The sequence below is a fragment of the Pseudomonas sp. 14P5.3.2 genome, from assembly GCF_057799175.1.
In genome coordinates this window covers 51,161-76,189 of the sequence record NZ_JBYOKU010000032.1, presented here as the reverse complement: position 1 = coordinate 76,189, position 25,029 = coordinate 51,161, and the positions used below count along the sequence as shown (strand labels likewise).

Here is a 25,029-nt window from a genome sequence, read left to right as displayed (position 1 = left end):
GTTTGGTGGGGTCGCAACTGTCCGCGTTGATGCCACTGACAATCCAGCGATAGAAGTAATCAGCAATCACCTTCCCGCCCGTGGCCGGCTGCGGATGAATCCTGTCCGGCCCGATCATCGCCGCCGCATAGCGTTTGACGTCAGGGCCGAACGCGCATTGCAGATTGGCAAAGCCCAACTGCTGCTCATGCGCCCACGGTTGCAGGACTTGCGCATACGCTGACATCGGATAGGCACTGGAACGCGTGGTGTCCTGACGCATGATCAGGTTGATACTCGCCGCCGGTTGAATCTCGCGGATCATCGCCACCAAGCCCTGAACGTTGTGCAGGTACTGCTCGGGTTTCACCCCGAAGCCCTGATCGTTGCCGCCGAGCATGATCAGGTAAACGTCGGCGGGGATCTTCGACACAGCGGCTTTCCACTGCACCTGCCATTGCGGGTCCTGGTGATAGAAATCCGCCGATGCCGCGCCCGATGCCGCCAGTTTCGAGACCCGCACGCCGCTCTGCTCGTTGCTCAGCCACAGGCCAAACAAGGTCGGCGCGCCCTTCACCACTTCCAGTTTGAATGACCAGTCTGCCGCCGAAGAGAGACCTGTGAGCGGTACTTCCTGTACGCCTGACTCTTCAAGTTTCAAGGGGTGCCAGTCTTGCGCGGGCGTCCAGCGGTAACGCAGCTCACTGGGCTCGCCGTTGCCCAGGTAGAGCAGTTTCGCCTGAGTGACTTTGGTGTCGATGGCGGGTGTCGGACTGGCATCGATTTGCAGCCAGGCGCCGGGTTTGCCGGTCACCGTGCGGCTGTCGGGGCTGGCCTGGCCGAGGCCGGACACTTGCCAGCCACCACCGAAGTATTTTTCGCTGCTGCGGGTGTATTTGAAATGCGTGCCACCGAGCGCCGCGCCATGGTTGAAACCGACATAACCGGGGCCGGCAAAACCGACCTCGCCGGCCACGCGCTGCACCAGTTTGTTCAGATAAAAATTCTGCCCGGCGCTGTAGCTGTCGCCGATCACCGAGACCGACAACACCTTCCCGGCCTTGCCTTCGCGCCACTGCGCAAAGCGCTCGCGGGCATCGCCCACTTCCACCACCGACGCCGCGACGGGCTGAGCGTCATCTACTGCCAACATGCGTTATTTCCTTCAGTCTGGAATGAGGGGACTGGAGTACGACCCAGATCCATTGTAGGAGTGAGCCTGCTCGCGATGGCGTTGATTCAGACGGTGCAACTCTGATTGACATACCGCTATCGCGAGCAGGCTCACTCCTACAGGAATTGCGGTCATCTGCTGAATCTGTGTCCAGCACCGAAACCTGTGGGAGCGGGCTTGCTCGCGAAGCTTTTCAGCTATTGGCCGGCACCACCGGAGTAACGCCAACCGCTGGCTTCTTCTTCGCCGCACGCTCCCCGAGAAACAGCACCGAAGTGACATTGAAGCGGCTGAAAATCATCGACAACACCACCGGCCCCAACAAGCCGAACAGCACGCCGCTGAGCACCAGAATGCTTTCGTCTTTTATCCCCAGCCGCCCCATGACAAACCGTGACGTCGCGGCAAACAGCACGTGGAACAGGAAGATCGCGTAAGAGTAGCCGCCCAGCCAGGTCAGCCACTTCGAACGCATGTCACTCGACAGCAAGGCGATGCACGACACGCAGCCCACGGTCAGACCGATCAGGCTGCGGCGGTCAACGATCAGCTCGCGATCAATCGCCGCCACGTACAGCAGCGTCAGCGAGATCAACACAAACACCAGCGGCCCGATTACCTTGAAGCGTTGCTTCAGCGCCTCGACATTTTCCTGGCCGATCATCCCCGCCACAAAAAACGGCAGCAGGTAAATCGCGCCATTGATGCCGAACGCATCGAGCTTGAACGGTGGCAGCAGAAACACCGCCGCAGCGAACCCGAACAGCAGGTACAAGCGCGTCATCGAGCGCAGCATCCCGCGCCATTCCAGCAGGCCGACGAACATGAAAATGATGAACACCGCCTGCAAGAACCAGAAGTGATTGACCGGCACCCAGAACGACAACAACGCATCGATCACCCCGACGTCCTTGTTCACCCCCGGCCCCACCGCCTGCAACACCGAGAACGGCACGCCGACGCAAAACAGCGGCACGATCAGCCGTCGCACCTTGCCACTGAAGAACGCGGAAAAGTCATTGCCGCGAATTTTGTAGATCGAATAGATGTAGCCGGAAATGAAGGTGAACAGCGGCATGCGCACGTACACCATCGAGTCGGCGATGACGCGGAACGGCGAGCCGAGATCAATCTTCAAGCCCCCGCCCAACGGACCGATGACGTGATAGAGCACCAACAGCAGGCACGCCAGGCCACGCAGGGTTTCGATCTCCAGCGATTTTTTCTTGCTCGACATACAGCACCCGCCTTAATTCAGAACTCTTGATTCAACCCGCACCGGTTTGTTGGCGCGCAACATCAAACCCAGGCCGACAAACAACACCGGCACCACCATGGAAAAGTGCCGGGCGAAGGAGCCGAAGTCCGGTTCGAACAAACCCTGCACCAGCAGGAACGCCAGCGGAATCGCGATCAGTTCCTTGGGTTTGGTCTCGATCGGCGCGCCTTTGTAATCGGTGGAAGTGATGACTTTGAACAGCAGCAGCGCGGTCATGATCATCAACGCGACGAAGATCACCTGGCCCGGCCCGGACAACAGAATCAGCTCCACCGGGAACGACAGGCGGAAAAAAATGATCATCGAGTCCAACGCCTGCGAGACAAAATCACTACCGCTGAGCCACGAGACGATCAGCGATTTCGAGCCCTCCTCCCCCGCCGTACGCAACTCGTTGTTGCTGGCGCGAATCGACGACACCGGAAACCCCAGCGCCAGCTGAATCGCCATGGCCACCGCCAGATAAAACAGGAACAGCATCAGGAAGAAGGTGAAGCGCGACACGTACTTCTTCATCACGCAAACGCCGACCCACGACAGTGAAAACAGAATCCAGTAAGGCCGGATCAGCACGCCGTAAATCACCGCCGACAGAAAAAATCCGCCACGATATTTACGCGTCAGCGAGCTGAACAAAATGCTCAGCACCGCCACCGAAACGATGATTTCCTTGGTCAGGTTTTCCAGAAAAAACGAACGCACAATCCCCCACAGACACAGGGTGCCGAAGATCGCCAGCGGCATGCGGCGGAACACCACCACCGGAATCGCCGTGAGGAAGAAATTGCAGAACATCCCGTAGGCCCAGGCGTTGGTCAGGTTGATCCCGGTGGGCCGTAGCAGGAACGCCGAACACTCGTAGGAGGAGCGATCCGGCGAGAACGGGTTCCAGAAATTGCAGTTGTCGGCGCGCGCATAGGAAGACCACAAAGTCATCGCATCCGGGCCTGGAGCGCGGGGGATCAGCAGCGGCATCGCCACCGACAGAAACAGCCCGGTGAACAGAATCAGGAACGACAGCGAGGAATCGAGTTTGCGTCCGCGAAACTCGATGCACGGCAACTTCAACCCCATGCCAACGCCCCTTTTGCACGGGTCGCACGGGTCAACACGGCAATCACCCCGAGCTGGACGATGATCGCGAAGACATTGCCCCACGCCGCGCCATAAATCGAATAGTGCTTGATCAGCAGGTAGCTGACCGGCACCGATACCAGCAGGCAGATCGCCGCACTGGCGAATGACACTCGACTGTTTTTCGAGGCAATCAGACCGCCCCAGACGATGTCGCCAATGGCCCGCAGGGCAAAGGAAAAGATCAGCACACCGAGAATCGCGTTATCCGGACGCGGCACGCTGGTGGCGACGTAATCGAGCACCACGTTGAAGAACAGATAGATCAGCACCGCCACCGCCGCCGACACCAGCAGCGAGCGCATCACCCACTTGTTGACGAACAAGTGCCGGACGGTAAACGCCTGCTGATCCGCCTGAAACCGCTTGGCCAGCACCGGAATACCGACCACCGCCACCACCGCGTAGGACAGCGCCTGCAAAGTGTTCGCCGCCGACCACGCGTACACGTATTTACCGAGATTGGCATACGGTTCGAGGTCGGCAATCAGAAAGCGCTCGGCGTACTGACTCAGCGCGATCAACCCCGTACCGAAGTAGAACGGCAGCCCGGCCTTCCACACGGTCGCCGTGGTCAACGCCGCGCTGGCCCGGCCCTTGTGCACGCTCACCACGATCAGGTAACCGGCGATGATCACCAACACGTTGGCGGCCACCCACAGCCACAGCACACTGGCGATGCCGGACACCCAGTCGAGCATCATCCCGCCCACCGCCAGCAGCGCCCAGAGGCCGGTCTTGATGAAAAACAGCAGCGCGCCCGCGGTGGCTTTCTGCGCGGAAAACACGAACGAATTGATCTCGAACGACAGGTGTTCGGTGAGCAGCACCAGCGTCACGCAAAGAATCAACGCGGTGCCCGCCTCGACCTGCTGGAACAGCGAGTAAATCCCCACTGTCACCAGCGACAGCAGCAGCCCCACCGCCAGATACAGCAGCAGGACTTTGTCGACCACCCGCCGCGAACTTCCGCCGACGCTGATCAGCCGATTGATCTCGGAACTGAAACCGACGCTGTAGAACTTCGAAGCGATCAACGAAGCCGCGACCACCACCCCGTAAAACCCCAACGCTTCGTAGCCCAGGTAATGGGTGATGGCCAACACCAGGAGAAACTTCGCGCCTAACGCTCCGCCGCGAAGCAGCAACCGAAATATCATCGAACGACGCCTTTGATGATCTCGTCCATGGCCACGGTTTTTGCCTCGATCTCGCGGCAGGTGTCGGTCAGGCGTTTACCAAAGTTCGACAGCGCGTTCGGCGCGTAAACGGTGTCGATTATCTGCTCGACATCGATGTCGCCACCGTTGATCACCCAGTCTTCCACGCCCATGTCCTGATAGGCGCCAAAGCCTTTGCGCTCATAGCTGATGTGGTACGCCGGGACACCGGACAGCAGCGACTCGATGGCGCCGTGCAAACGCACCGAGATCACCAGGTCCGGCTGATATTTGGCAATCGTCGCCTTCAACGACAGCAGGTCTTCGGTGATGCCCAGTTCGCGATAGAACGCACCGTCATCGTTGCCGCGAACGGCGCTCTGCACGGCGCAGACCACTTTGCTTTTGTTCTTCAGGCGCTGCAGCAGCAACTTCAGGTTGGCGACGTAAGCGACCTTCTTGTCCTTACTCCACTCCGGCGGTTTGCGCAGCACCACGCACACGGTGGCCGGCGACGCGGCGCAGCGGGTGAACTTGGGTTGCTGAAGGATCTTGCTGGCCAACGACTGCACCGCCAGATCCGGCGCGCGGTAGACGTTTTCGCAGGCATCGAACATCGCCGAGGAGCGGTTATCGCGTACGAACACCGCATCGGCACTGGCGTAGTGCTCGACGATCTTGCGGCTCTCGCCATGGAACGGCCCGATGCTTTGCGGCAGGTACACCGACGGCACCTTGCTGAGAATCGCCGTTTCCAGTTGCTTGGCGTGGCCCAGTTTCAGCTTGATGTGTTCGAAGGCACTTTTCGAGCGCATGTAACCGCCACCGACGCCAACGATCAGATCAGTCTTGCGCAACAGATCCGCCAGCCCGGCATACGACTGATTGAGGAACACCGCCTGCTTGACCCGCCCCAGCCCCTTGGCCGCCATCACCGGTGCGTCGAAACGCGGGTGCGGCAAGTAGGCGAAAGACTGCGGATCGGACGCCACGACATTGATCGCGGTGTCTTCGCCAAAGTTGCGCTGCACCAGCGCGATGGCCAGATCGACGAGCAGGCCGTCACCGGAGTTGGACGCACTGTAGCCATGCAAAATCGTTACGTTCATAAGCTTGAGTTCTACTTAATAAGTGGGAGCGCAATACACGTCGTAGGTCTGGCGGATCATCAGCGCGGCGCTGAAACGCTCGCGCACGATGTTCCGGCCCTCGCTGCCGAGGTCGAGCAACCGCGGCTTCTGGATTCGCGCCAGCACATCGGCCAGCGCCTGGTGATCACCGGTAGGAAAGACGTAGCCGGACACTTCATGGGTGACCAGTTCGGGCAGCGACGTGCAGTTGCTGGCAATCACCGGCAAGCCCATGGCCATGCCTTCCAGCGGCACCATGGCGAAGCCTTCCCAGCGGCTCGGGACGATCAGCGCGTCGGCCTGTTGATACAGCGCCTGCACCTCGGCCGGGGTGACCCACGGCAGGTACTCGACGGCGTCCATCGGCGGACACTCGACCTTGTCCTCGTTGACCGCACTGCCGACCACCGTCAGTTTCAGATCTCTGCGCTGCACCTTGGCAAACGCCTTGAGCAACACGTCGAAGCCTTTCTGGTAGTCGAGACGACCGACGAACAGCAGATGAATCGGCGCGGGGCTCTCGGACTTTGGCGTCTCGTCGCGCTGAGGAATGCCGTTGTAGATCAGCTTCATGCGCTTGCGCTGAATGCCGAACCGTGCGGCCTTGTCCATCTCGTAGCGGCTGACGCAGATGATCACGTCGGTGACCCGCTGCAGGACGCGCTCGATCCACGCGTAGAGCTTCTGCTTGGTCGGCGAGCTTTCCATCAGGAACGAAAAGGCGTGCGGGCAGTAGACGATTTTCGGCTTGCGCCACGGTCGCAGAAGCACGCAGACCACGCGGCCGATCACCCCGGAAAAAGTGCTGTGCAAATGCACCACATCGGGTTTTTCCTTGAGCATCACCCGGGTCAGTTGCCAGGCAAAACGCAGCAGCGAACGCACATCGCGCCCGCTGCGTTCGAACGTGCGGATCTGCTGCTCATCGATACCGTGCAGCTCTTTTTTCTGGTCGAGCGGCACCAGATAGACCAGCTCGTAATTCGAGTCCTGGCCTTCGGGAGAGGCCGAGATGGTGCGGATAACGGTGGCGACCCCACCTTTTATCGTTTCAGCCACGTGCAGTATTTTCTTCACAACCCACCCACTTCCTTGCATGTAAGGACAATCGCTGACACTCAGGATTTGTCGGACGCGTATTCGTAGTTGTAGTAACCGTAGTTGCCGTTGCCGTAGTAACTGGCAGCGCGCTTCTCGACGCCGTTGAACACCGCGCCCTTGAGCTCGATGCCGTTCTGCGCGAAGCGGCGAATGGTCATTTCAATCTCTTTGGCCGGGTTCACCGCAAACCGCGTGACGATCAGGCTGATCCCGGCTTCACGCCCGACAATCGCCGCGTCCGTCACCGCCAGCAGTGGCGGTGTATCGATGATCACCACGTCGTAGCGCTGACTCAGCTCGGCGAGCAGATCGCGGAAGTTGGCGTGCATCAGCAGCTCGGAAGGATTCGGTGGAACCTGGCCACGGCTGATGAAATGCAGGTTGTCGATTTCCACCTTGTTGATCGCCTGCTCGATGCTGCAGCGCTTGACCAGCAGGTCCGACAGACCATTGGCGATCGGCACATTCAGCGTCTTGTGCAGGTGACCCTTGCGCATGTCGGCGTCGATCAACAGCACGCGCTGACCGCTCTGCGCCATGACCGCCGCCAGGTTGGACGAGACGAAGGTCTTGCCGACCTGCGGGCTGGGGCCGGAGATCATGATCCGGTTGTTGGTCGAATCCAGCGCGGCGAAATGCAGGCAGGTGCGCAGGCTGCGGATCGACTCGATGGACAGGTCGGTCGGGTTGCGCAGCGCCAGCAGATAGGCCGGTGTTTCGGCGGTGATTTTGGCCCGGCCCTTTTTCGTGTCCTCGTCGCGCTGCAAGGCGCTGTAGGGAATCGAGGCGTACACCGGCAGCCCGAGCTGTTCGATGGCTTCCGGGCCTTCCAGACCTTTGCTCAGGGATTTGCGCAACAGCACCAGCGCCACACCGAGAAAGGCGCCGAGGAACGTCGCGATCAACACGATCAGGGCTTTTTTCGGTTTGACCGGACTGCTCAGGTCGACATCCGCCGGATCGATCAAGCGCACGTTGCCCACCGCACCGGCGCGAACGATGTCCAGCTCCTGGGATTTGTTCAGCAACTGCGTGTAGATCTGCGAAGCGACTTCCACATCGCGGGTCAGGTTGAGCAGTTCCTGTTGCGTCGCCGGCAGATCACCGACCTTGCCTTCCAGCGACTTCTGCTGCTGGGTCAATTCGCCAATCTGCGACATCAAGGCGCGATACGCCGGATGCTGCTTGGTGAACTTGCGATCCATTTCCGCCTGTTGCATTTTCAGCTCGGAAATCCGCGTTTCCAGCGCCACGGATTGACCGAGCACCGATTGGGTTTCCAGGGAAATGTTCACGGTCTTGCCACGGGTCTGATACGCGTTGAGCGCATCGCTGGCCTTGGCCAGATCACGCTTGACCTGCGGCAACTGGCTTTGCAGGAACGCCAGGCTTTGCGCCGCCTCCGCCGAGGTGCGACGCACGTTCTGATCCACGTAGAGCGCGGCGATCTTGTTGAGGATCTTCACTGCCTCGGCGGCATCGGAACTGGCCAGCGCCAGGCGAATAATCCCCGACTCCTTGCCTTGCTCGGAAATATCCAGCGCATCCTGGTAACCCTGGATGGTCACGATCCGTGGATAGCGCACCACTTCAAAGCGTGTGCCGGGGTTGGCTTGCAGGCGTTCGATCAAACCCTCGACGCCGTCCTGGGCGAAGGCTTCGCCCGCAACGCCCTCGACCAGCAGGTTGTCGTTGTCATCGAGCAACTGGAAGTGCTGTTGTTCGCCAGCCACCAGGGTGAGCTTCTTGCCCAACAGTTCTTTGGGCAGATTGAGCCGGGTAAACGCCAGACGCTCGCCGCCCCAGGCGTAGCTGTTGAGGCCAAAACGCGGCGGCGCCACGCTGAATTCGGTTTCGCCGCGATAACGCCGGGCGAGAAAACCACCGATGACCGGGAAGGTGTTGGGGGTGACGTCGATGTCCAGGCGCAGGTCGTCGACGGTTTTGCCGATCACCGCGCGGGACTTGATGATGCCGATTTCGGTCACCGACGGCGATTGCCCGCCGAGCATGCTGCTGAGGTCGGAAAAGCCGAGCATGTCGTTCTTTTTCGGTTCGACCTGAACCAGCGCGTTCGCCAGGTACACCGGCGTCGCCAATACCGCATAGGCAACACCAGCGGCCATGAAGGCACCGGTGAATGCACCGATCAGCCATTTCTGGTCGATCAAACTGCCGAATATAGCCAGAAGATCAATACTGTCTTGATCGTTATCACGGTTGGCGATTACTGACGGTAACTGCATAAGTCTTTCTTACCATTCACTGATCTGAAGAATATTCATCAATGTCCGAGGCGCTGCGCCCACGAGCTAACAGCATCTTCAATCAATGCATGGGCATGAATAAAAGCGGCCTTACCTTGACGATACGGATCCTGTATTTCTCTTTCGCTCTGCCACTTGCCAAGAAGAAACACTTTGCCTCGGGCGTGCGAGGCAATCTTCAGTACCTGATTCACATGTTGTTTTTCCATGACCAGAATCAGGTCTGATTCATTGACGATATCGGCGGTCAATTGCCGGGCCTGGAAGCCCTCGGCGCTGTGCCCGTGGTCTTCCAGCACCTGGCGCGCCGACGCTTCCATGCCTTCGCCAACCCGCGCCGCGAGGCCTGCGGAAGTCACAGAGATGGTTGAGGGGGTCAGCGCGTTACGCAGCAGAAGTTCTGCTGTCGGACTTCGGCAAATATTGCCAACGCACACGACAAGGATCTTTTTGAACAAGGTTTACATTCCTGTGTAATATCATTCTGCCAACATCTAGAGCGGATCTTAATGAACCCACTAGATCATTCTGCACTCAGAAATAGATTCGCCCTGTCAGTACCAGTGTATTAAGTACCACAGCGCCAAAAGTCGCCAAAATAGAATTACCGGACTAAAAATAACTGTGATTTTCAGGTCTGGTTTTCCTGACAAAAAATAACATTGGCGCACTTAGTGCCAATGTTAGTTTCGAAGCAGTTATCACGAGATACCTTTTCGCCGTTGTCATTTCTCACCTGGAGAACCGACATGAAGTCAGCCCATCTCAAACACCTGAGCGCCCTGACCCTGTTACTGCTGGCGGCAACCGGCGAGAGTCAGGCCAATGAACTGTTCCCGGCATTACCCACCAACAAGACCATCGGAGTTCAGGTCAAAGTCCAGACCTTCTCCGCTGCCGACGCCGAGCGCGTCAAAGCCACCGGATTCAGTTTCGTGCGTTTTGGCGTATGGACTGACAGCCTGCCCAGCGCGGCCTACCAGAAGCAGATCAGCGATGCCTTCGCAGTGGCCCGCGCAGCCGGTCTGCCGGTGCTGATGACCCTGCGCGCGACCAAGCCGTTACCGGCCAATGATCTGGCGAACGCCGGGGTCGCGTATGCCAACGCGTTAACCAGCCTGGCGACGACCTACGGCTCGCAACTGGTGGCGATCGAGTTGTGGAATGAGCCGGACCTCGACACCTACTGGCCGACCGGCAATTTCGATACGACGTTCGTGCCGTTCATGAGCGCAGCGTGCAAAACCCTGCAGGACAAGCCGCAAGCCATCCCGGTGATCGGTTTTGGCTTTGCCCGCCCGCCGACTGCCGGCTCGGCGTCCACCGTGGCACTCAACCGAATTGTCAGCGAATACCCTAAATGCCTCAGCGCGGTTTCCTACCATCCCTATGGCATGACCGGCACGCAGATCAGCAACGCCCAGACGTTTATCCAGCAGAACTTCCATCTGCCGGGGGTGATCAGCGAATGGGGTATCTCGGCGCTCCCCTCCAACGGCGGCACCGAAGGCCAAGCCAGTAAAATCAGTGCATTCGTGGCCGATATCAAAACCCGCAACATTGCCCTGACCTCTATTTACGAATGGAAAAACAGCGACACCGGCAGCAATGACCGCGAGAAGAACTTCGGTCTGCTGACCGCCGACGGCCAGCCGAAACCGGCGGAAACAGCGGTCAAAACCCAACTGAGCCAGCAATAACCTCCATTGATGTGCCCAAGGGGCGCTGGCCGTCAGTTGCTTTGAACCTGTGACCGCTTTTGGCATCGTATTCATCGATACCGCGCCCCGCCCATCAAGCAGCCGTTCTCAGGTTGTTGCCAGCGGGGCCTCCGATACGCCCGGATACCCTTGAGTGACTGTCAGCGCTCGGGTAATGTCGTCAAACCCACAGGACAGAGCACACCCATGACTTCCAAGCTGGAACAACTCAAACAGATGACCACCGTGGTTGCCGACACCGGCGACTTCGAAGCGATCGCCCGGGTCAAGCCGGTCGACGCCACCACCAACCCTTCCCTGCTGCTCAAGGCAGCCGCCATCCCGGCTTACGCCGAGCTGCTGAACGCCTGCGTCAGCGACTGCAAGGGCGATGTGGGCCTGGCCAGCGACCGTTTTGGCGTCGCCGTGGGCCAGGAAATCCTCAAAGTGATCCCGGGCCGGATTTCCACCGAAGTGGATGCGCGCCTGTCTTTCGACCAGGACGCCGTGCTCAAGCGTGCACATCGTCTGATCGAGCTGTACGACAAGGCCGGCATCGGCCGTGACCGCGTGCTGATCAAGATCGCTTCGACCTGGGAAGGCATCCGCGCTGCCGAAATTCTCGAGAAGGAAGGCATCCAGACCAACCTGACCCTGCTGTTCTCCTTCGCTCAGGCTGCCGCTTGCGCTGACGCCGGGGTATTCCTGATCTCGCCGTTCGTGGGCCGCATCTATGACTGGTACAAGAAGGCCAACGGCAACGACTACACCGGCGCCGATGATCCGGGCGTACAGTCGGTGACTCGCATCTACAACTACTACAAGGCCAATGACTACAAGACCGTGGTCATGGGCGCCAGCTTCCGCAATCTGAGCCAGATCGAACAACTGGCCGGTTGCGACCGTCTGACCATCAGCCCGGACCTGATCGACAAGCTCGCGGCAGACACCGGCAAACTGGAGCGCAAACTCGCTCCGGGCCACGCTGGCGAAGCGCGCCTGAGCCTGAACGAAGCGCAGTTCCGTTGGTTGTCCAACGAAGACGCGATGGCCACCGAGAAACTGGCTGAGGGCATCCGTCAGTTTGCCCGTGACCAGGAGAAACTTGAGGCGCTGCTGCAGGCCAAGCTGTGATCTGAGTCGCTGAAATGCAAAAAGGGCGAACCCGGTTGGGTTCGCCCTTTTTATTTATGCAGCGCGGGAGGATGCATCGTCTGAACTGACGCCTTCGCGAGCAAGCCCGCTCCCACAGGGTCAGGTGTGAAATGAAGATCTCGGGGTCACTCAATCACTGTGGGAGCGGGCTTGCTCGCGAAGAGGCCGGAACAAACACCCTCCCCCCTAGGGAATCAATGTCTTTCGAGGGCATTCACCAGGTCATGGAAGGCTTCACGATTGGAGTCGTTCAGGCCCATGAGGATCTTGTGCGCTTCGAGCACCTTGATCCGCACCACTTCTTCGGACTGATCCTGATCCGGCAGGTCGTCCAGGCACTCGGGGCAAGGCACCGGGTGGTTGACGATGTTGAACACCTGCTCGAAACCCATCGACTGCAGCAGACGGGTGATGTCTTCGTGGGTGGTGACGACGGTCGGCAGCAGGCCGACCTTTTGCCGCGACAGGATCGACAGTTTGGCCAGCAGACCGAGGGTGGTGCTGTCGATGCTACGGGTTTCGGTCAAATCGATCACGATCGCGTTGAAATTCAACGCGGTGAAGATTTTCTCAATAGTCGCATCCAACGCCGAACACAGGGTCAGGCGAACTTCACCGACGAACTTCAGGACGAAGGTGCCGTCCTGCTCGGCGAACTGGATTCTACCGGTACTCATTGAAGATTCCTGCTCAACACCAACAGGGCGATATCATCCGGCATCTCCCCTAGCGTGGCCAATTCAAACACTTGCCGCAGACCATCCAGGCTGCCGCCCGCCGCCTTCACCCGTTGAGGCAAAGCAGCTTCTTTTTCCTTGAGCGTCGGTTCTGGCAACAGATCCAGAATGCCGTCGGACATCAGCGTCAGGCTGAAAGTCGGAGGCAGCTCAAGCACGTGATCTTCGTAGGTGGCCTCATTGAACAAGCCCACCGGCAAACCGCGGCCTTCGAGGTAACGAACACTGTCAGGCGTGTACAACACAGGCAACGGCAGATGGCCGCCGATGCTATAGGTCAACAAACCGGTCTCCTCGTCGATGACTCCACCGACCATTGTGACGTGCTTGCCCAGCTTACAGCTGATCAGCCCCCGGTTGATATGACCAAGCACTTCCGAAGGCTTGAATTCCGGCAACGTGCCGTTGCGTTTGGACTCGAACAGCAAGCGCGTGGTCATGAACTTCAGCAGCACGGTGACGAACGCTGAAGAGGCGCCATGGCCCGAGACGTCGGCCAGGTAGAACGCCACCCGACGCTCGTCGACGCGGAAGTAATCGACAAAATCACCCGACAGGTACAGCGACGGGATGATCTGGTGAGCAAACTGGAACTCGTCAATGCGCCACGGGCTTTCCGGCAGCATGTTCATCTGCACCTGGCGACCGGCGTTCTGGTCTTCCTGGAGCAGGTTCAGGCTGGCTTCGAGCTCGCGGTTGGCCTTCTCCAGCTTCTCGCGGTAGCGCTGGTTCTCCAGCAACAGGCGCGCACGATCAAGCGCGCGACGCACCGAGTGCTCGAGCACGGCCAGGTCTTCGAGAGGCTTGATCAGGTAGTCCGCGGCACCCAGGCGCAACGCCTCGACCGCGTCGTTCATCACGCCCGCACCCGAAACGACGATCATCGGCGTTTGCGGTGACCGCTCGGTGACCTGACGGATGAATTCGAGACCGCCCATCTGCGGCATGCGCAGATCGCAGATGACCAGGTCGGGCTTGTCTTGCTCGAATACCTGAAGACCCTGTTGGCCGTTGCTGGCCTGCAGGACGCTGAAACCACTGTCTTCCAAATAGGCCGCGAGGCTCGCGCGCACTACTTCGTCATCATCGATTATCAGCAGCGTGGCACTGGTTTTTGGCATGTGGGCAAACGGCGCCAGAATTAGGTTGGCGTAGCAGGCGGGGCATCGGCCCGGCTCAGACTACTGGATTCGCTTTCTAGCCTCTCTGCTGCACCGCTTTCGAGCACTGAGCCGGAACGCGATTGCACCAGAGGTGCCCTTCTAAGGCGCAGACGGTACTCCCATCCGCGGGGCGTTTCAAGCATGCGCCGATGGTCGCTTGACGACTTTACTTGTCAAATCACCGAGAGTTATAAGAACAGCTCAAACCGTAACCCAATGGAAGGTCAAAGCCATGAGTCAAACCGGTCGGGACTACAGCGAAAAGCGCGATTTCATCCGCATGCGGGTCGATGCCGATGTGGTGTTGATTCATGAAGGGGATCAGGTGTCGGGCGTGTGCATCGACCTCTCCAGCAGTGGCATGCAGGTTGAAGCACCGCGCCAGTTCGCGGTAGGCGACCGCTTGAGCGTGCGCATCGACTCCGAGCACGCGGCGCTGAGCGGACTGGAGGCCGAGACTGAAGTGGTCTGGGTCAAGCCCCAGGACGGTGACAGCCAGAAACTCGGTCTGACCATTCTGAAGATGAAATAAGCGCACACAAAAAAGGCGGCCTCAAGAGGCCGCCTTCTGGTCATGGATCGACATTAAAAATCGTCTACGACCTTACCATCCTTGACCTTGAACTCGCGGTTCTGCAGGTAGGCGTTGCGGATGAAGGTGTATTTGTCGCCGCTGATCAGCTTCTCGCTCGACAGCAGGCTGGCGCGGGTGTCGACGATGTTCAGGCCGAACGTCGAGTTACGCACCGGGATGTCGTTGATGTAGCGGTACGGAGCGGTGTAGCTGTCGACGTACTTCGACGGTGCGTCACGCAGGGTGCTAGGGCCGAGCAACGGCAGCATCACATACGGACCGCTGCCAACGCCCCAGTAACCGAGAGTCTGACCGAAGTCTTCGTCGCTGCGATGCAGGCCCATTTTGGTGCCGACGTCGAAGAAGCCCAGCAGGCCGAAGGTGGTGTTGAAAATGATACGCGCGGTATCGACACCGGCTGCTGCCGGTTTGGCCTGCAGAATGTTGTTCGCCAGGTTGGTGACATCACCGACGTTGCGGAACATGTTGTGGATGCCGTCCTCGAGGAACTGCGGCGTCACGTACTCGTAGCCCTGCGCCAGCGGCTTGAGCGCGTAGGTGTCGACGAAGTCGTTGAACTGGAAGATCGGGCGGTTGACGCTTTCCCAAGGGTCTTCTTCCGTTGCGGCGTTGGCGGCGAACGGAACCAGCAAGACGCTGGCACATACACATAGCTGAGCGAGAGGATTGCTCCAGCGCATAGAAAAACTCCTTGGATTTTTACTGGCGCGGGCACCCGGGCCCAAGCGTTAAGACCGCTAGTATAAGCGCAAAAGCCGTTTTGGGCAGTCTACCAATGAAGAGTCGTGTAGTACCTTTCCAAGCCCCCTTCACACGCCTGTCATCCAACTGTCACCGCCGTCCCCTAGCCTCATGACTATTTCAGGGACGTTGCCATGACACACGCTGAAGCCTTGCCTGTCGCCGCGCCCGGTCTGACCGCCGTGCTGTTCGGACTCAGCGGCTGTCTGGTGGATTTCGGTGCCCGCGCCCATCAACACGCCAGCGTGCTGCCCGAGCAGGCCGACGCCACGCCCGGCGCCCTCGACAGTCTGCTCAGCTTGCAGCGCCAGCAGATTCCCTGTGCGTGGATCGATGAGCTGCCCCCGGCCCTCGCGCAACCGCTAGCGGCCTCGCTGCCGGGTTGGATCAAACCGACGCAACATTCAGCAACAATCAATCCATGGCCAGCGCCGAACGCCTGCTGGCAGGCGCTGATGGGGTTGAACGTCAGCCGTCTGGATGGCTGTGTGCTGGTCAGCGGCGAGCCACGCCTGCTGCAATCGGGCCTCAACGCCGGGTTGTGGACCATTGGCCTGGCGTCCTGCGGCTCGTTGTGTGGCCTGGCGCCGAGCGAGTGGCAAGCCTTGAGCCAGAAGGAGCGCGAGCAGCTGCGCGGCAAGGCGACCCTGCAATTGTTTGGCCTCGGCGTGCACTCGGTGATCGATCATCTGGGCGAACTCGACACTTGCCTGGCCGACATCAGCCTGCGCCGCCTCAAAGGCGAAAAGCCCTGACCGGGATCATGCAGGTTGCAGCAGAGTGGATTAATCTAAAGGTCAGCCATAGACCTTTGGCGCGCGGCTGCGGTCAATGCCAGTGCCTATAGATAAAAGGAACCACACCATGCCCGCCCGTGAACTTCAAGAACAGCTCAATACCCTGCGCGAGCAACTGGAGCAGAATCCGCCGCTGTCCGAAGATGAGCGTGAAGATCTGCGTGCGCTGATGGCGCAGATTGAATCGGAAATCAAACTGGAAACTGCCACTCAGGACGCGAGCATCGCCGACGGTGTGAACCTGGCGGTGGAACGCTTCGAAGTCGAACACCCGGCCATTGCCGGCACCCTGCGCAATATCGTCAATGCGCTGGGCAGCATGGGGATCTGATTCCCCTCCCCCGAAATGCAAAAAGCCCTGCCATCACTGGCAGGGCTTTTTCATAGGTGCGATTTGAAACGCAGTCCCTTGTAGGAGTGAGCCTGCTCGCGATTGCGGTGTATCAGTCGACATCCAAGTTGAATGTCAGTCCGCTATCGCGAGCAGGCTCACTCCTACGGGAGTTATTTATTGACGCACCAGGCGATGGTTCGGCAGTTGTACCGCTTCAGTGCTGCGATACGGGTTGATATCCAGCCCACCCCGACGCACATAGCGCGCAAACACCGTCAGTTTCTCTGGCTTCAGCAAACGTTGCAGGTCGAGGAAGATCCGCTCCACGCACTGTTCGTGGAAGTCCGAATGCTGGCGGAAACTGACGATGTACTCCAGCAGGCTCGCGTGATCCAGCGCCGCGCCGCGATATTCGACTACCACGCTGCCCCAGTCCGGCTGACTGGTCACCGGGCAATTGGATTTGAGCAGATGGCTGTGCACGCTCTCTTCGACAATCCGCGAATCATCGCAACGCAGCAGTTCCGGACGCGGATGCTCATAGTTGCTGACGCTGATATCCAGATCGTCGATGCACACGCCCGGCAACGCCACGACGCCTTCGGCTTCGACATCTTTCAGGCTGCGCACGCGCACGCCGACCGGTTTGCCGGCAGCGGCCGACAAGTCCTTGACCAGCGTCGCTTCCAGGCTGGTGATGTCGGCAAACGGCGTCTGGTTCAGCGAGTTCAGGTACAGCTTGAACGACTTCGATTCGATGATGTTCGGCGAATCCGCCGGAATGCTGAATTCACCGATCGCCACCACCGGTTTGCCCGATGGCAACAACCACGACAGTTCAAAGCAGTTCCAGAAATCCACGCCTTTATACGGCAAGGTTTCGGCGGTCAGGCCCAGCTCGGCCCATTTCGCGGTACGCGGAATCGGGAACAGCAGGGACGGCGTGTAAGTGGCGATGTATTCGCTGGATTTGCCCAGCGGCGAATGTTCGGCTGCGGGATGCATGGCGGAAACCTGACTGAAGAATCAGCGGATTCTATCAGCCTTTGCTCTCGCCTTTGAGTGCTTACTGACTGACAGTCAGTTTGCCGACCATGCCTGCCTGGTAGTGACCCGGAATATTGCAGGCAAATTCCAGGCTGGTGGCTTTGCTGAAGGTCCAGGTCAGCTCGGCGGTCTTGCCCGGCTCGACCAGCACGCTGTTGGGGTCGTCGTGCTTCATGCCGTGGTCCATGCTGCCGTGATCCATGCCGGCCATGTCGTGGGACATTTCTTTCATGCCGGTAGGCGTGAGCATGCCGCTTTGCTGCATCTGCAACATTTCCTGCTGGTGTCTGGCATGCATCGCCGCGTCGCCGAGGTTGAATTCGTGCAGCAACTGGCCTTTATTCACCAGCACAAAGCGAATGGTCTCACCGGCCTTGACCTGAATTGCCTTCGGCTCGAACGACATGTCGTTCAGCACCACCTCGATGCTGCGGCTGGCCTTGGCCGCCGGCGCCGGTTGGCCGAAGTCATAGCTGTGCGCGGGTGCGGCCCAGACAGGTGAACTCAGCGCCAGCAAACAGGCGGCGACGGCCAGAGGGTTGCGCAAAAACATAGTCATACTCCAACAAGAAAAGGTTCAGCCTGTGGGAAACTCTAGCCCGCCTGCGCTGGCAGCTACCTGACAGACAGATTACAACTTTGTCAGGTTGGCGCCTGTCGCCTGCTCTCACGGTATAACGCTTTCGTTTCTACAACCCGAGCCGCCCATGAAACTGCTGATCGTCGAAGACCAACCGAAAACCGGCCACTATCTGCGCCAGGGCCTGACCGAGGCCGGGTTCAACACAGAGCTGGTGGCCGACGGCAACAGCGGTCAGCAACTGGCCTTGAGCGGTGATTATGCGCTGCTGATTCTCGACGTGATGCTGCCCGGACGCAGCGGTTGGCAGATCCTGCATGCAGTGCGCACTGCCGGCCTCGACACGCCGGTACTGTTTCTGACCGCCAAAGATGCCGTCGAGGATCGGGTTCACGGCCTCGAACTCGGCGCCGACGATTATCTGGTCAAACCCTTCGCCTTCTCCGAACTGCTGGCCCGGGTGCGCAGCCTGCTGCGCCGGGGCAGCGCCCTGCCCCAGGAAACCAGTCTGCAACTGGCCGATCTGCGTCTGGACCTGATCCGTCGTCGGGTCGAACGCAGCGGTCAGCGCATCGACCTGACCGCCAAGGAGTTCGCCCTGCTGGAAATGCTCCTGCGCCGTCAGGGTGAAGTGCTGCCGAAATCGCTGATTGCCTCGCAAGTCTGGGACATGAACTTCGACAGCGACACCAACGTGATCGAAGTGGCAATCCGGCGCCTGCGCCTGAAGATCGACGATGACTTCCCCAACAAACTGATCCACACCGTGCGCGGCATGGGTTACGTGCTTGAAGAGCGTCCGGCCTGATGCCTCGCCTGTCCCTGAGTTCGCGTCTGGCCTTGCTGTTTGCCGCCTGCACCGCCGTGGTCTCGCTGTTCGCCGGGGTGCTGTTCAACCGCGCCAGCGAGGCGCACTTCATTGAGCTCGACCAGCAATTGCTCGACGGCAAGCTGATCGGTTTGCGCCGTGCCTTGCAGGATGTTCAGGCCAGCGAGAGTGAAACGCGGCTGGCCGATGAACTCAGCCGGCAGGCCGATCTTTCGCTGCGCATCACCGGGGCCGATGGCCAGCGCTGGTACGACAGCTCGATCAAGGTGCCACCGGACTTGCCGCAACAGCCCGGCCTGTCGACCATCAGCAATGACGGCATAGACTATCGCGTGCTCAATGCCCCGCTCTACCCGGACAAACCCGATACGCCCCAACTGACACTGCTGCTGGACATCACCCATCACCAGCACTTTTTGCAACGCATGCAGCACCTGATCTGGCTGACCGTCGGGCTGTCGGCGCTGGCCACCGCGCTGCTCGGCGCCTGGGCCGCACGCAGCGGCTTGCGTCCGCTGCGGCGCATGAGTGCAGTGGCGCGTGGGATTTCCGCACATTCGCTCAACGCCCGACTGCCGGAAGCGCAAATGCCGCCAGAACTTGCGGAAATGGCCCACAGCTTCAACGCCATGCTCGGACGCCTCGACGACTCGTTTCAACGGCTGTCGGCGTTCTCTGCCGACATCGCCCATGAACTGCGCACACCGCTGTCGAACCTGCTGACCCACACCCAGGTCACCCTCACCCGCCCGCGACCGATCGAGGATTACCGCGAAGCCCTGCACAGCAATCTCGAAGAACTGCAATGGATGGCGCAACTGATCAACGACATGCTTTATCTGGCCAAGGCTGACCACGGTTTGCTGATGCCCAAGCGTGAGGCACTGGAACTGGCGGATGAGAGCGATGTGCTGCTGGAGTTTTTTGCGCCATTGGCCGAGGACGCCGGGGTGACGCTGAGCCGCGAAGGTCATGCGCGCATGGACGGTGATCGCAATATGTTGCGCCGGGCCTTGTCGAATCTGCTGGACAACGCGCTGCGCTTTACTCCGGCGACAGGCAGCGTGCGCTTGTCCATCGTCGATCAGCCGCACAGGGTGCAGGTGTCGGTGGAGAACAGTGGTGAAGGGATTTCAGCAGAACTGTTGCCACGGCTGTTTGACCGGTTTTATCGGGCGGATCCGGCGCGGCAGGAAGGCAGCAGTGAGCATGCTGGGTTGGGGTTGGCGATTACCCAGTCGATCGTCCGCGCGCATGGTGGGCAGATTCATTGCGAATCGGCTGCGGGGTGGACGCGGTTTGTGATTGAGTTGCCCAAGGGAGTTTGAGGCCAGCAGGTCCGGCCCCTTCGCGAGCAAGCCCGCTCCCACATTGGATCTGCGTCGTACACAAATCCCCTGTGGGAGCGGGCTTGCTCGCGAAGGCGGTATTGGCGCTTACGAATATCTCAACGCGTGAGCCGGCTCGATCTTCGCCGCCCGCAACGCCGGGTACACCGTCGCCAGGAAGCTCAGAATAAAGCCCGCCGAGCAGATCAACAGCACATCCCCGCCCTGCAATTCCGAAGGCAGGTTGCTGACGAAGTACACGTCGGAACTGAAGATGTGCTGCCCGGTAACGCGCTCAACCCAGCCGACCATCTCGCTGACATTCAGTGCCGCGATCACCCCGAGCACGCCGCCAATCAGTGTGCCGACAATGCCGATCACCGTGCCCTGCACCATGAAGATCGCCATGATCTGCCGTGGCGTGGCGCCGATGGTGCGCAGGATCGCGATGTCCGCGCCCTTGTCGTTCACCACCATGATCAGCGTGGCGATGATGTTGAACGCCGCCACGGCGACGATCATCAGCAACAGCAGGCCGATCATGGTTTTTTCCATTTTCATCGCGCTGAACAGGCTGCCCTGGGTGTGGGTCCAGTCATCCGCCTTGAAGTCGGCACCGAGGCCCGCGGCGATGTCCGAGGAGACTTTCGGCGCGGCGTACAGGTCCTTCACCGCCAGGCGCACGCTCTGCACCTGATTCGGCTGCCAGTGCTGCATGGTCGCGGCATCGGCCACGTGGATCAGGCCCATCGAACCGTCCAGCTCGGCGCCGACCTTGAACACACCGACTACGTTCAGGCGCTGCATGCGCGGGGTGATGCCCCCCGGTGCGGTGCTGACTTCCGGCACGATCAGGGTGATCTTGTCACCGACATTGAGACGGAAGCGCCGCGCGGTGATTTCACCGATCACCACACCGAACTCGCCGGGTTTCAGATCATCAAGACGGCCCTGCACGATGTGCTGGGCCACGATCGACACCTTGCCTTCCTGGGCCGGATCGACACCACTGATCTGGATCGGCTGCATCGAGCCCTTGTAGGACAGCATGCCTTCCATCTCGGTGAACGGCACGGCGGCGGTCACTTCGGGATTTTTCAGCGCGGCGGCGGCCACTGGCTGCCAGTCATCGATCGGCTTGACGCCAACGATGGTCGCGTGCGGCACCATGCCGAGGATGCGCGAGCTCATCTCGCGCTGAAAACCGTTCATCACCGACAGCACCACGATCATCGCCAGCACGCCGAGGGCGAGCCCGATCATCGAAGTCATCGAGATGAACGAAACAAAGCGATTGCGGCGTTTGGCGCGGGTATAGCGCGTGCCGATAAAGATCGATAACGGTCTGAACATTCGCTGGGGCACCGTATAAAAATAAAAGACCCGATGCCTTTTCAGGCACCGGGTTTCGGTCGGTCAGATGGTGGTCAAGCAGCCTTCCTGCAATTGAAGGACGCGGTCCATCTGGCGGGCCAGGTTCATGTCGTGAGTCACCACCAGGAACGCCGTGCGCATCGAGGTGCTGAGTTCCAGCATCAAGTCCTGAATGCCTTCGGCGGTGTGCGAATCGAGGTTGCCAGTCGGCTCGTCGAGCATTACCAGGCCCGGATTGTTCACCAGTGCACGGGCGATAGCCACACGCTGGCGTTCACCACCGGACAGCTCGGCCGGTTTGTGTTCCAGACGATGACCCAGACCTACGCGCTCGAGCAACGCCGTAGCGCGCTGACGTGCTTCCGGGATCGCAGTCTTGCCGATCAGCAGCGGCATGCAGACGTTTTCCAGCGCGGTGAACTCCGGCAGCAAGTGGTGGAACTGATACACGAACCCGAGGGCGCGGTTACGCAGCAGGCCACGCTTCTTCTCGCTCAGGGCCGACAGTTCTTCACCGTCGAGCCAGACGCTGCCCTCGGTCGGCGTATCGAGACCGCCCAGCAGGTTGAGCAAGGTACTTTTGCCCGAACCGGACTTGCCGACGATCGCGACACGCTCGCCCGGGTGCAACTCCAGTTGCAGACCGGCCAACACTTGCACCGACTCCGGGCCTTCCTCGTAGGATTTGCCGAGGTTGCGGCAGCTCAAGATTGCTTTATCACTCATGCCCGACTCACTCATAACGTAGCGCCTCCGCCGGCTGGGTGCGCGCGGCACGCCAGGCGGGATACAGGGTGGCGAGGAAACTCAGGACCAACGCAGCCGCGCAGACCATGACCACGTCCTGGCTCTGCACCTGCGACGGCAGGTAATCAATGAAATACACATCGGCGTTGAGGAACTTGTGGCCGATCAGCCCTTCGAGGGCGGAAATCGCCGCGCTGACGTTCAACGCCGCGAGAATCCCGACCACCGCGCCGATGGCCGTACCGACCACGCCGATCACGGTGCCCTGCACCATGAACGTGCGCATGATCGTCCCCGGCGTAGCGCCGAGGGTGCGCAGAATGGCGATGTCGCTCTTCTTGTCATTCACCACCATCACCAGCGTGGAAATGATGTTGAACGCAGCCACGGCGACGATCAGCAGCAACAGCAGACCGATCATGGCTTTTTCCATGCGGATCGCCTGATACAGATTGCCGTGGGTGCGGGTCCAGTCGCGGGCGTAGTAATGGTCTTCGCCCAGTTGCTGGGCGATGGTCCAGGCCACGCGCGGCGCCTGGAACAGATCATCGAACTTCAACCGGATGCCCTGCACCTGATCAGGTTTCCAGCGGTGCATCTTCGCCAGATCCTGCAGGTTGGTGACGCCCAGATAGCCGTCCAGCTCACCGGCGCCGACATGAAAAATGCCGACCACGGTGAAACGCTTCATGCGCGGGAACATCCCGGCCGGGGTCACGCTGACCTCCGGCGCGACGAAGGTGACCTTGTCACCGAGGCCTACGCCGAGCTTGGTCGCGGCCTTGTCGCCGATGACGATGCCGAAGCTGCCCGGCGTCAGGTCGTCGAGTTTGCCCTGCTTCATGAAGTTGTCGATGATCGACACATTGCGCTCGAGCGCGGGGTCGATGGCGTTGAGCAACACCTTGGACACCTGGCCGTTGTTGGTCAGCAAACCCTGCATCTGGGTGAACGGCGCAACGGCCGTCACCTCCGGGTTGCGCTTGACCTTGGCGGCGAGGCTTTGCCAATCGTTGATCGGTTCGCCGGTTTCAAGAGTCGCGTGGGGCACCATGCCCAACACGCGGGTGCGCATCTCATGATCGAAGCCGTTCATCACCGATAGCACCACGATCATCACGACCACGCCAAGGGCGAGCCCGATCATCGAAGTCAGGGAAATGAATGACACAAAATGATTGCGACGCTTTGCACGGGTATAACGCGTGCCGATAAATACGAAGAGAGGTCTGAACATGTCGGGGCTTGTTCGGAGGGAAAAGGAACGTCCTTGTGGCGGGGGTCGATAACCAGCTTTACACTCAGACCACCGCCGCTACCATGGGTTCGCCATGTCGACATTAGATGAAGAAGATCGCCGCGAATACTACCGTATCGAGGACACGATCGCACTGGAAATTCGGCCCCTGTCCGCTCCCGAAGCCGCAGGCCAGGAAGTGTTGCAGGATGCTTCCCCGCTGTTCAACCTGCTCAGCGAACTGCACCTGAGCGAATTCGAGTCGCAGCACCTGTTGCGCCAGATCAGCGAGCGCGACCGGGCCATCGCCGCGTTCCTCAAATCCCAGAACAAACGTATCGACCTGCTCAGCCAGGTGGTCGCCCTGACCGTGCTCGGCCATATCGGCGAGCCGCAACCGGTGATCATCTCCGAAGGCGGGATCGATTTTCAGCACCCGACCGCGCTGGCCACTGGCGCGCACCTGTCGGTGAAACTGGTGCTGATGCCGCAGGCGCTGGGTCTGTTGCTGCGCGCCCGCGTCACCCATTGCGACCGCAAGGGCGATGGCTACGACGTCGGCACCGAGTTCGAACACTTGACCGACGCCCAGCGCCAGTTGCTCGCCCGCTATATCCTGCAGAAACAGGCCCAGGAACGACGCCTGGCCCGTGAACAGAACGAATCAGGCATTTAAATTAAGGAAGCACCGTGACCCTCATCTACGGCCACCGCGGCGCCAAGGGCGAAGCACCGGAAAACACCCTGACCAGTTTTCAGGAATGTCTCAAGCACGGCGTGCGCCGTTGCGAACTGGATCTGCACTTGTCCAAGGACGGCGAGCTGATGGTGATCCACGACCCTACCCTCAAGCGCACCACCGACCGGCGCGGCAAGGTGGTCGAGCACACCGCCGCCGAGCTGGTGACCTACGACGCGCGCAAGGGCGGCCCGGGCTGGATCAAGCCGTGCCCGATTCCGACACTGGAAGAGCTTTTCGAAAAATGTGATTTCGAGCACTGGCAGCTGGAAGTCAAAAGTGCATCGCGCACCCGCGCGGCGACCACCGTGCTGGCGATTCGCGAGATGGCCCAGCGTCATGGTTTGCTGGACAAGGTCACCATTACTTCGAGTTCGCGAGAAGTGCTGAAGGCGGCACTGGACCTGGTGCCGGACGTGTCGCGGGGACTGGTAGCCGAATACGCCTGGCTCGACCCGCTAAAGGTCGCGGCCAGCTATGGCTGTGAGATTCTGGCGTTGAACTGGACGCTGTGTACGCCGGAACGCCTGCAGAAGGCGCAGCGTCAGGGGCTGCATGTGTCAGTGTGGACCGTCAACGAGCCTGCGCTGATGCGCAGACTCGCAGACTTCGGCGTTGACAGCCTGATTACAGACTTTCCCGGTTTGGCCACTGCCACCCTCGAGAATTGCTGAAATCGGTCTCCCCGGCCGGCTCAGGCCA

Annotated in this window: 25 protein-coding genes; 9 read left to right on the top strand and 16 right to left on the bottom strand. The window is 60.0% G+C overall.

Annotation, left to right across the window (positions count from 1 at the left end; translation table 11 throughout):
• The 8 genes from AC27VU_RS22525 to AC27VU_RS22490 form a co-directional block, all read right to left on the bottom strand.
• Window positions 1–1,132: SGNH/GDSL hydrolase family protein (locus AC27VU_RS22525; RefSeq protein WP_488724964.1), on the bottom strand; the 1,132-nt coding region annotated here is incomplete at its 3' end.
• A gap of 214 nt (window positions 1,133–1,346) precedes the next feature.
• On the bottom strand, window positions 1,347–2,390 hold the full coding sequence (locus tag AC27VU_RS22520; RefSeq protein ID WP_488724963.1) for an acyltransferase family protein: 1,044 nt from the start codon (window positions 2,388–2,390) through the stop codon (window positions 1,347–1,349).
• A 12-nt stretch (window positions 2,391–2,402) separates the two neighbouring features.
• Window positions 2,403–3,506, bottom strand: a complete 1,104-nt coding sequence (locus AC27VU_RS22515) for a hypothetical protein (protein ID WP_003226536.1) — start codon at window positions 3,504–3,506, stop codon at window positions 2,403–2,405.
• Entirely contained in the window at window positions 3,497–4,726 is a 1,230-nt protein-coding gene (locus tag AC27VU_RS22510; RefSeq protein WP_488724962.1) for an MATE family efflux transporter, read from the bottom strand. Before AC27VU_RS22510 ends, AC27VU_RS22515 begins: the two co-directional genes overlap by 10 nt.
• Window positions 4,723–5,835 (bottom strand): polysaccharide pyruvyl transferase family protein, encoded by a 1,113-nt coding sequence (locus AC27VU_RS22505; protein WP_488724961.1) that lies wholly within the window; start codon window positions 5,833–5,835, stop codon window positions 4,723–4,725. The genes AC27VU_RS22510 and AC27VU_RS22505 overlap by 4 nt, the downstream gene beginning before the upstream one ends.
• A gap of 15 nt (window positions 5,836–5,850) precedes the next feature.
• Window positions 5,851–6,933, bottom strand: a complete 1,083-nt coding sequence (locus AC27VU_RS22500; RefSeq protein ID WP_488724960.1) for a glycosyltransferase — start codon at window positions 6,931–6,933, stop codon at window positions 5,851–5,853.
• A gap of 41 nt (window positions 6,934–6,974) precedes the next feature.
• Complete coding sequence (locus AC27VU_RS22495) at window positions 6,975–9,203, bottom strand: polysaccharide biosynthesis tyrosine autokinase (RefSeq protein ID WP_488724959.1); 2,229 nt, start codon at window positions 9,201–9,203, stop codon at window positions 6,975–6,977.
• A 38-nt stretch (window positions 9,204–9,241) separates the two neighbouring features.
• Window positions 9,242–9,682 carry a low molecular weight protein-tyrosine-phosphatase gene (locus AC27VU_RS22490; RefSeq protein WP_003226547.1) on the bottom strand — a complete coding sequence of 147 codons (441 nt, stop codon included), beginning with the start codon at window positions 9,680–9,682 and terminating at the stop codon, window positions 9,242–9,244.
• Between the two features lie 291 nt (window positions 9,683–9,973).
• Between AC27VU_RS22490 and AC27VU_RS22485 the strand changes: the two genes are divergently transcribed.
• A complete protein-coding gene (locus tag AC27VU_RS22485) occupies window positions 9,974–10,924 on the top strand; it encodes a glycosyl hydrolase family 5 (RefSeq protein WP_488724958.1) in 951 nt (316 codons plus the stop codon).
• Window positions 10,925–11,131: 207 nt separating this feature from the next.
• Window positions 11,132–12,058, top strand: coding sequence for a transaldolase (gene tal, locus AC27VU_RS22480; protein WP_027611470.1), 927 nt, complete (start codon window positions 11,132–11,134; stop codon window positions 12,056–12,058).
• 215 nt (window positions 12,059–12,273) lie between these two features.
• Here tal and rssC read toward each other — a convergent pair whose 3' ends face one another.
• Both rssC and rssB read right to left on the bottom strand, forming a co-directional pair.
• On the bottom strand, window positions 12,274–12,756 hold the full coding sequence (rssC, locus tag AC27VU_RS22475) for an anti-sigma factor antagonist RssC (RefSeq protein ID WP_003226553.1): 483 nt from the start codon (window positions 12,754–12,756) through the stop codon (window positions 12,274–12,276).
• On the bottom strand, window positions 12,753–13,937 hold the full coding sequence (rssB, locus tag AC27VU_RS22470; protein WP_003226555.1) for a two-component system response regulator RssB: 1,185 nt from the start codon (window positions 13,935–13,937) through the stop codon (window positions 12,753–12,755). The genes rssC and rssB overlap by 4 nt, the downstream gene beginning before the upstream one ends.
• 274 nt (window positions 13,938–14,211) lie before the next feature.
• Here rssB and AC27VU_RS22465 point away from each other — a divergent pair, with 274 nt between their 5' ends.
• Entirely contained in the window at window positions 14,212–14,511 is a 300-nt protein-coding gene (locus AC27VU_RS22465; RefSeq protein WP_003226557.1) for a PilZ domain-containing protein, read from the top strand.
• Window positions 14,512–14,564: 53 nt separating this feature from the next.
• On the opposite strand, the gene AC27VU_RS22460 is transcribed toward AC27VU_RS22465, so the two are convergent.
• Window positions 14,565–15,254, bottom strand: coding sequence for an MlaA family lipoprotein (locus AC27VU_RS22460; protein WP_103485780.1), 690 nt, complete (start codon window positions 15,252–15,254; stop codon window positions 14,565–14,567).
• Window positions 15,255–15,449: 195 nt separating this feature from the next.
• Between AC27VU_RS22460 and pcrP the strand changes: the two genes are divergently transcribed.
• Window positions 15,450–16,070, top strand: coding sequence for an HAD superfamily inactivated hydrolase PcrP (gene pcrP / locus AC27VU_RS22455; protein WP_488724957.1), 621 nt, complete (start codon window positions 15,450–15,452; stop codon window positions 16,068–16,070).
• A gap of 109 nt (window positions 16,071–16,179) precedes the next feature.
• On the top strand, window positions 16,180–16,443 hold the full coding sequence (locus AC27VU_RS22450) for a DUF4404 family protein (RefSeq protein ID WP_003226564.1): 264 nt from the start codon (window positions 16,180–16,182) through the stop codon (window positions 16,441–16,443).
• Between the two features lie 177 nt (window positions 16,444–16,620).
• Here AC27VU_RS22450 and queF read toward each other — a convergent pair whose 3' ends face one another.
• Complete coding sequence (gene queF, locus AC27VU_RS22445; protein ID WP_488724956.1) at window positions 16,621–17,451, bottom strand: NADPH-dependent 7-cyano-7-deazaguanine reductase QueF; 831 nt, start codon at window positions 17,449–17,451, stop codon at window positions 16,621–16,623.
• Between the two features lie 61 nt (window positions 17,452–17,512).
• Window positions 17,513–18,046 carry a copper-resistant cuproprotein CopI gene (gene copI, locus AC27VU_RS22440; protein WP_488724955.1) on the bottom strand — a complete coding sequence of 178 codons (534 nt, stop codon included), beginning with the start codon at window positions 18,044–18,046 and terminating at the stop codon, window positions 17,513–17,515.
• Between the two features lie 154 nt (window positions 18,047–18,200).
• On the opposite strand from copI, the gene AC27VU_RS22435 reads away from it, so the two are divergent.
• Together AC27VU_RS22435 and AC27VU_RS22430 are read left to right on the top strand one after the other, a co-directional pair.
• Entirely contained in the window at window positions 18,201–18,881 is a 681-nt protein-coding gene (locus tag AC27VU_RS22435) for a heavy metal response regulator transcription factor (RefSeq protein ID WP_103520045.1), read from the top strand.
• On the top strand, window positions 18,881–20,230 hold the full coding sequence (locus AC27VU_RS22430) for a heavy metal sensor histidine kinase (protein ID WP_488724954.1): 1,350 nt from the start codon (window positions 18,881–18,883) through the stop codon (window positions 20,228–20,230). Before AC27VU_RS22435 ends, AC27VU_RS22430 begins: the two co-directional genes overlap by 1 nt.
• A gap of 108 nt (window positions 20,231–20,338) precedes the next feature.
• Here AC27VU_RS22430 and AC27VU_RS22425 read toward each other — a convergent pair whose 3' ends face one another.
• From AC27VU_RS22425 to AC27VU_RS22415, 3 genes are all read right to left on the bottom strand, one after another.
• On the bottom strand, window positions 20,339–21,583 hold the full coding sequence (locus tag AC27VU_RS22425) for a lipoprotein-releasing ABC transporter permease subunit (protein ID WP_103485785.1): 1,245 nt from the start codon (window positions 21,581–21,583) through the stop codon (window positions 20,339–20,341).
• 63 nt (window positions 21,584–21,646) lie between these two features.
• Window positions 21,647–22,330 (bottom strand): lipoprotein-releasing ABC transporter ATP-binding protein LolD, encoded by a 684-nt coding sequence (gene lolD, locus AC27VU_RS22420; protein WP_177327499.1) that lies wholly within the window; start codon window positions 22,328–22,330, stop codon window positions 21,647–21,649.
• A gap of 7 nt (window positions 22,331–22,337) precedes the next feature.
• On the bottom strand, window positions 22,338–23,588 hold the full coding sequence (locus tag AC27VU_RS22415) for a lipoprotein-releasing ABC transporter permease subunit (protein WP_003226577.1): 1,251 nt from the start codon (window positions 23,586–23,588) through the stop codon (window positions 22,338–22,340).
• Between the two features lie 94 nt (window positions 23,589–23,682).
• On the opposite strand from AC27VU_RS22415, the gene AC27VU_RS22410 reads away from it, so the two are divergent.
• Both AC27VU_RS22410 and AC27VU_RS22405 read left to right on the top strand, forming a co-directional pair.
• The gene (locus AC27VU_RS22410) at window positions 23,683–24,264 is read left to right on the top strand and encodes a PilZ domain-containing protein (RefSeq protein ID WP_003226578.1); all 582 of its coding nucleotides are present in this window, start codon (window positions 23,683–23,685) and stop codon (window positions 24,262–24,264) included.
• A gap of 14 nt (window positions 24,265–24,278) precedes the next feature.
• Window positions 24,279–25,001, top strand: coding sequence for a glycerophosphodiester phosphodiesterase (locus tag AC27VU_RS22405; RefSeq protein WP_003226579.1), 723 nt, complete (start codon window positions 24,279–24,281; stop codon window positions 24,999–25,001).
• The last annotated feature ends 28 nt before the right edge of the window (window positions 25,002–25,029 follow it).

What these genes read in the sequence shown, in the direction of transcription:
- rssC (WP_003226553.1), bottom strand. Translation starts at nt 12,756, where the DNA reads ATGAGTACCGGTAGAATCCAGTTCGCCGAGCAGGACGGCACCTTCGTC.
- AC27VU_RS22520 (WP_488724963.1), bottom strand. Translation starts at nt 2,390, where the DNA reads ATGTCGAGCAAGAAAAAATCGCTGGAGATCGAAACCCTGCGTGGCCTG.
- AC27VU_RS22425 (WP_103485785.1), bottom strand. Translation starts at nt 21,583, where the DNA reads ATGTTCAGACCGTTATCGATCTTTATCGGCACGCGCTATACCCGCGCC.
- lolD (WP_177327499.1), bottom strand. Translation starts at nt 22,330, where the DNA reads ATGAGTGATAAAGCAATCTTGAGCTGCCGCAACCTCGGCAAATCCTAC.
- AC27VU_RS22505 (WP_488724961.1), bottom strand. Translation starts at nt 5,835, where the DNA reads ATGAACGTAACGATTTTGCATGGCTACAGTGCGTCCAACTCCGGTGAC.
- AC27VU_RS22515 (WP_003226536.1), bottom strand. Translation starts at nt 3,506, where the DNA reads ATGGGGTTGAAGTTGCCGTGCATCGAGTTTCGCGGACGCAAACTCGAT.
- AC27VU_RS22435 (WP_103520045.1), top strand. Translation starts at nt 18,201, where the DNA reads ATGAAACTGCTGATCGTCGAAGACCAACCGAAAACCGGCCACTATCTG.
- rssB (WP_003226555.1), bottom strand. Translation starts at nt 13,937, where the DNA reads ATGCCAAAAACCAGTGCCACGCTGCTGATAATCGATGATGACGAAGTA.
- AC27VU_RS22465 (WP_003226557.1), top strand. Translation starts at nt 14,212, where the DNA reads ATGAGTCAAACCGGTCGGGACTACAGCGAAAAGCGCGATTTCATCCGC.
- queF (WP_488724956.1), bottom strand. Translation starts at nt 17,451, where the DNA reads ATGCATCCCGCAGCCGAACATTCGCCGCTGGGCAAATCCAGCGAATAC.
- tal (WP_027611470.1), top strand. Translation starts at nt 11,132, where the DNA reads ATGACTTCCAAGCTGGAACAACTCAAACAGATGACCACCGTGGTTGCC.
- AC27VU_RS22450 (WP_003226564.1), top strand. Translation starts at nt 16,180, where the DNA reads ATGCCCGCCCGTGAACTTCAAGAACAGCTCAATACCCTGCGCGAGCAA.
- AC27VU_RS22460 (WP_103485780.1), bottom strand. Translation starts at nt 15,254, where the DNA reads ATGCGCTGGAGCAATCCTCTCGCTCAGCTATGTGTATGTGCCAGCGTC.
- AC27VU_RS22510 (WP_488724962.1), bottom strand. Translation starts at nt 4,726, where the DNA reads ATGATATTTCGGTTGCTGCTTCGCGGCGGAGCGTTAGGCGCGAAGTTT.
- copI (WP_488724955.1), bottom strand. Translation starts at nt 18,046, where the DNA reads ATGTTTTTGCGCAACCCTCTGGCCGTCGCCGCCTGTTTGCTGGCGCTG.
- AC27VU_RS22415 (WP_003226577.1), bottom strand. Translation starts at nt 23,588, where the DNA reads ATGTTCAGACCTCTCTTCGTATTTATCGGCACGCGTTATACCCGTGCA.
- AC27VU_RS22495 (WP_488724959.1), bottom strand. Translation starts at nt 9,203, where the DNA reads ATGCAGTTACCGTCAGTAATCGCCAACCGTGATAACGATCAAGACAGT.
- pcrP (WP_488724957.1), top strand. Translation starts at nt 15,450, where the DNA reads ATGACACACGCTGAAGCCTTGCCTGTCGCCGCGCCCGGTCTGACCGCC.
- AC27VU_RS22430 (WP_488724954.1), top strand. Translation starts at nt 18,881, where the DNA reads ATGCCTCGCCTGTCCCTGAGTTCGCGTCTGGCCTTGCTGTTTGCCGCC.
- AC27VU_RS22485 (WP_488724958.1), top strand. Translation starts at nt 9,974, where the DNA reads ATGAAGTCAGCCCATCTCAAACACCTGAGCGCCCTGACCCTGTTACTG.
- AC27VU_RS22410 (WP_003226578.1), top strand. Translation starts at nt 23,683, where the DNA reads ATGTCGACATTAGATGAAGAAGATCGCCGCGAATACTACCGTATCGAG.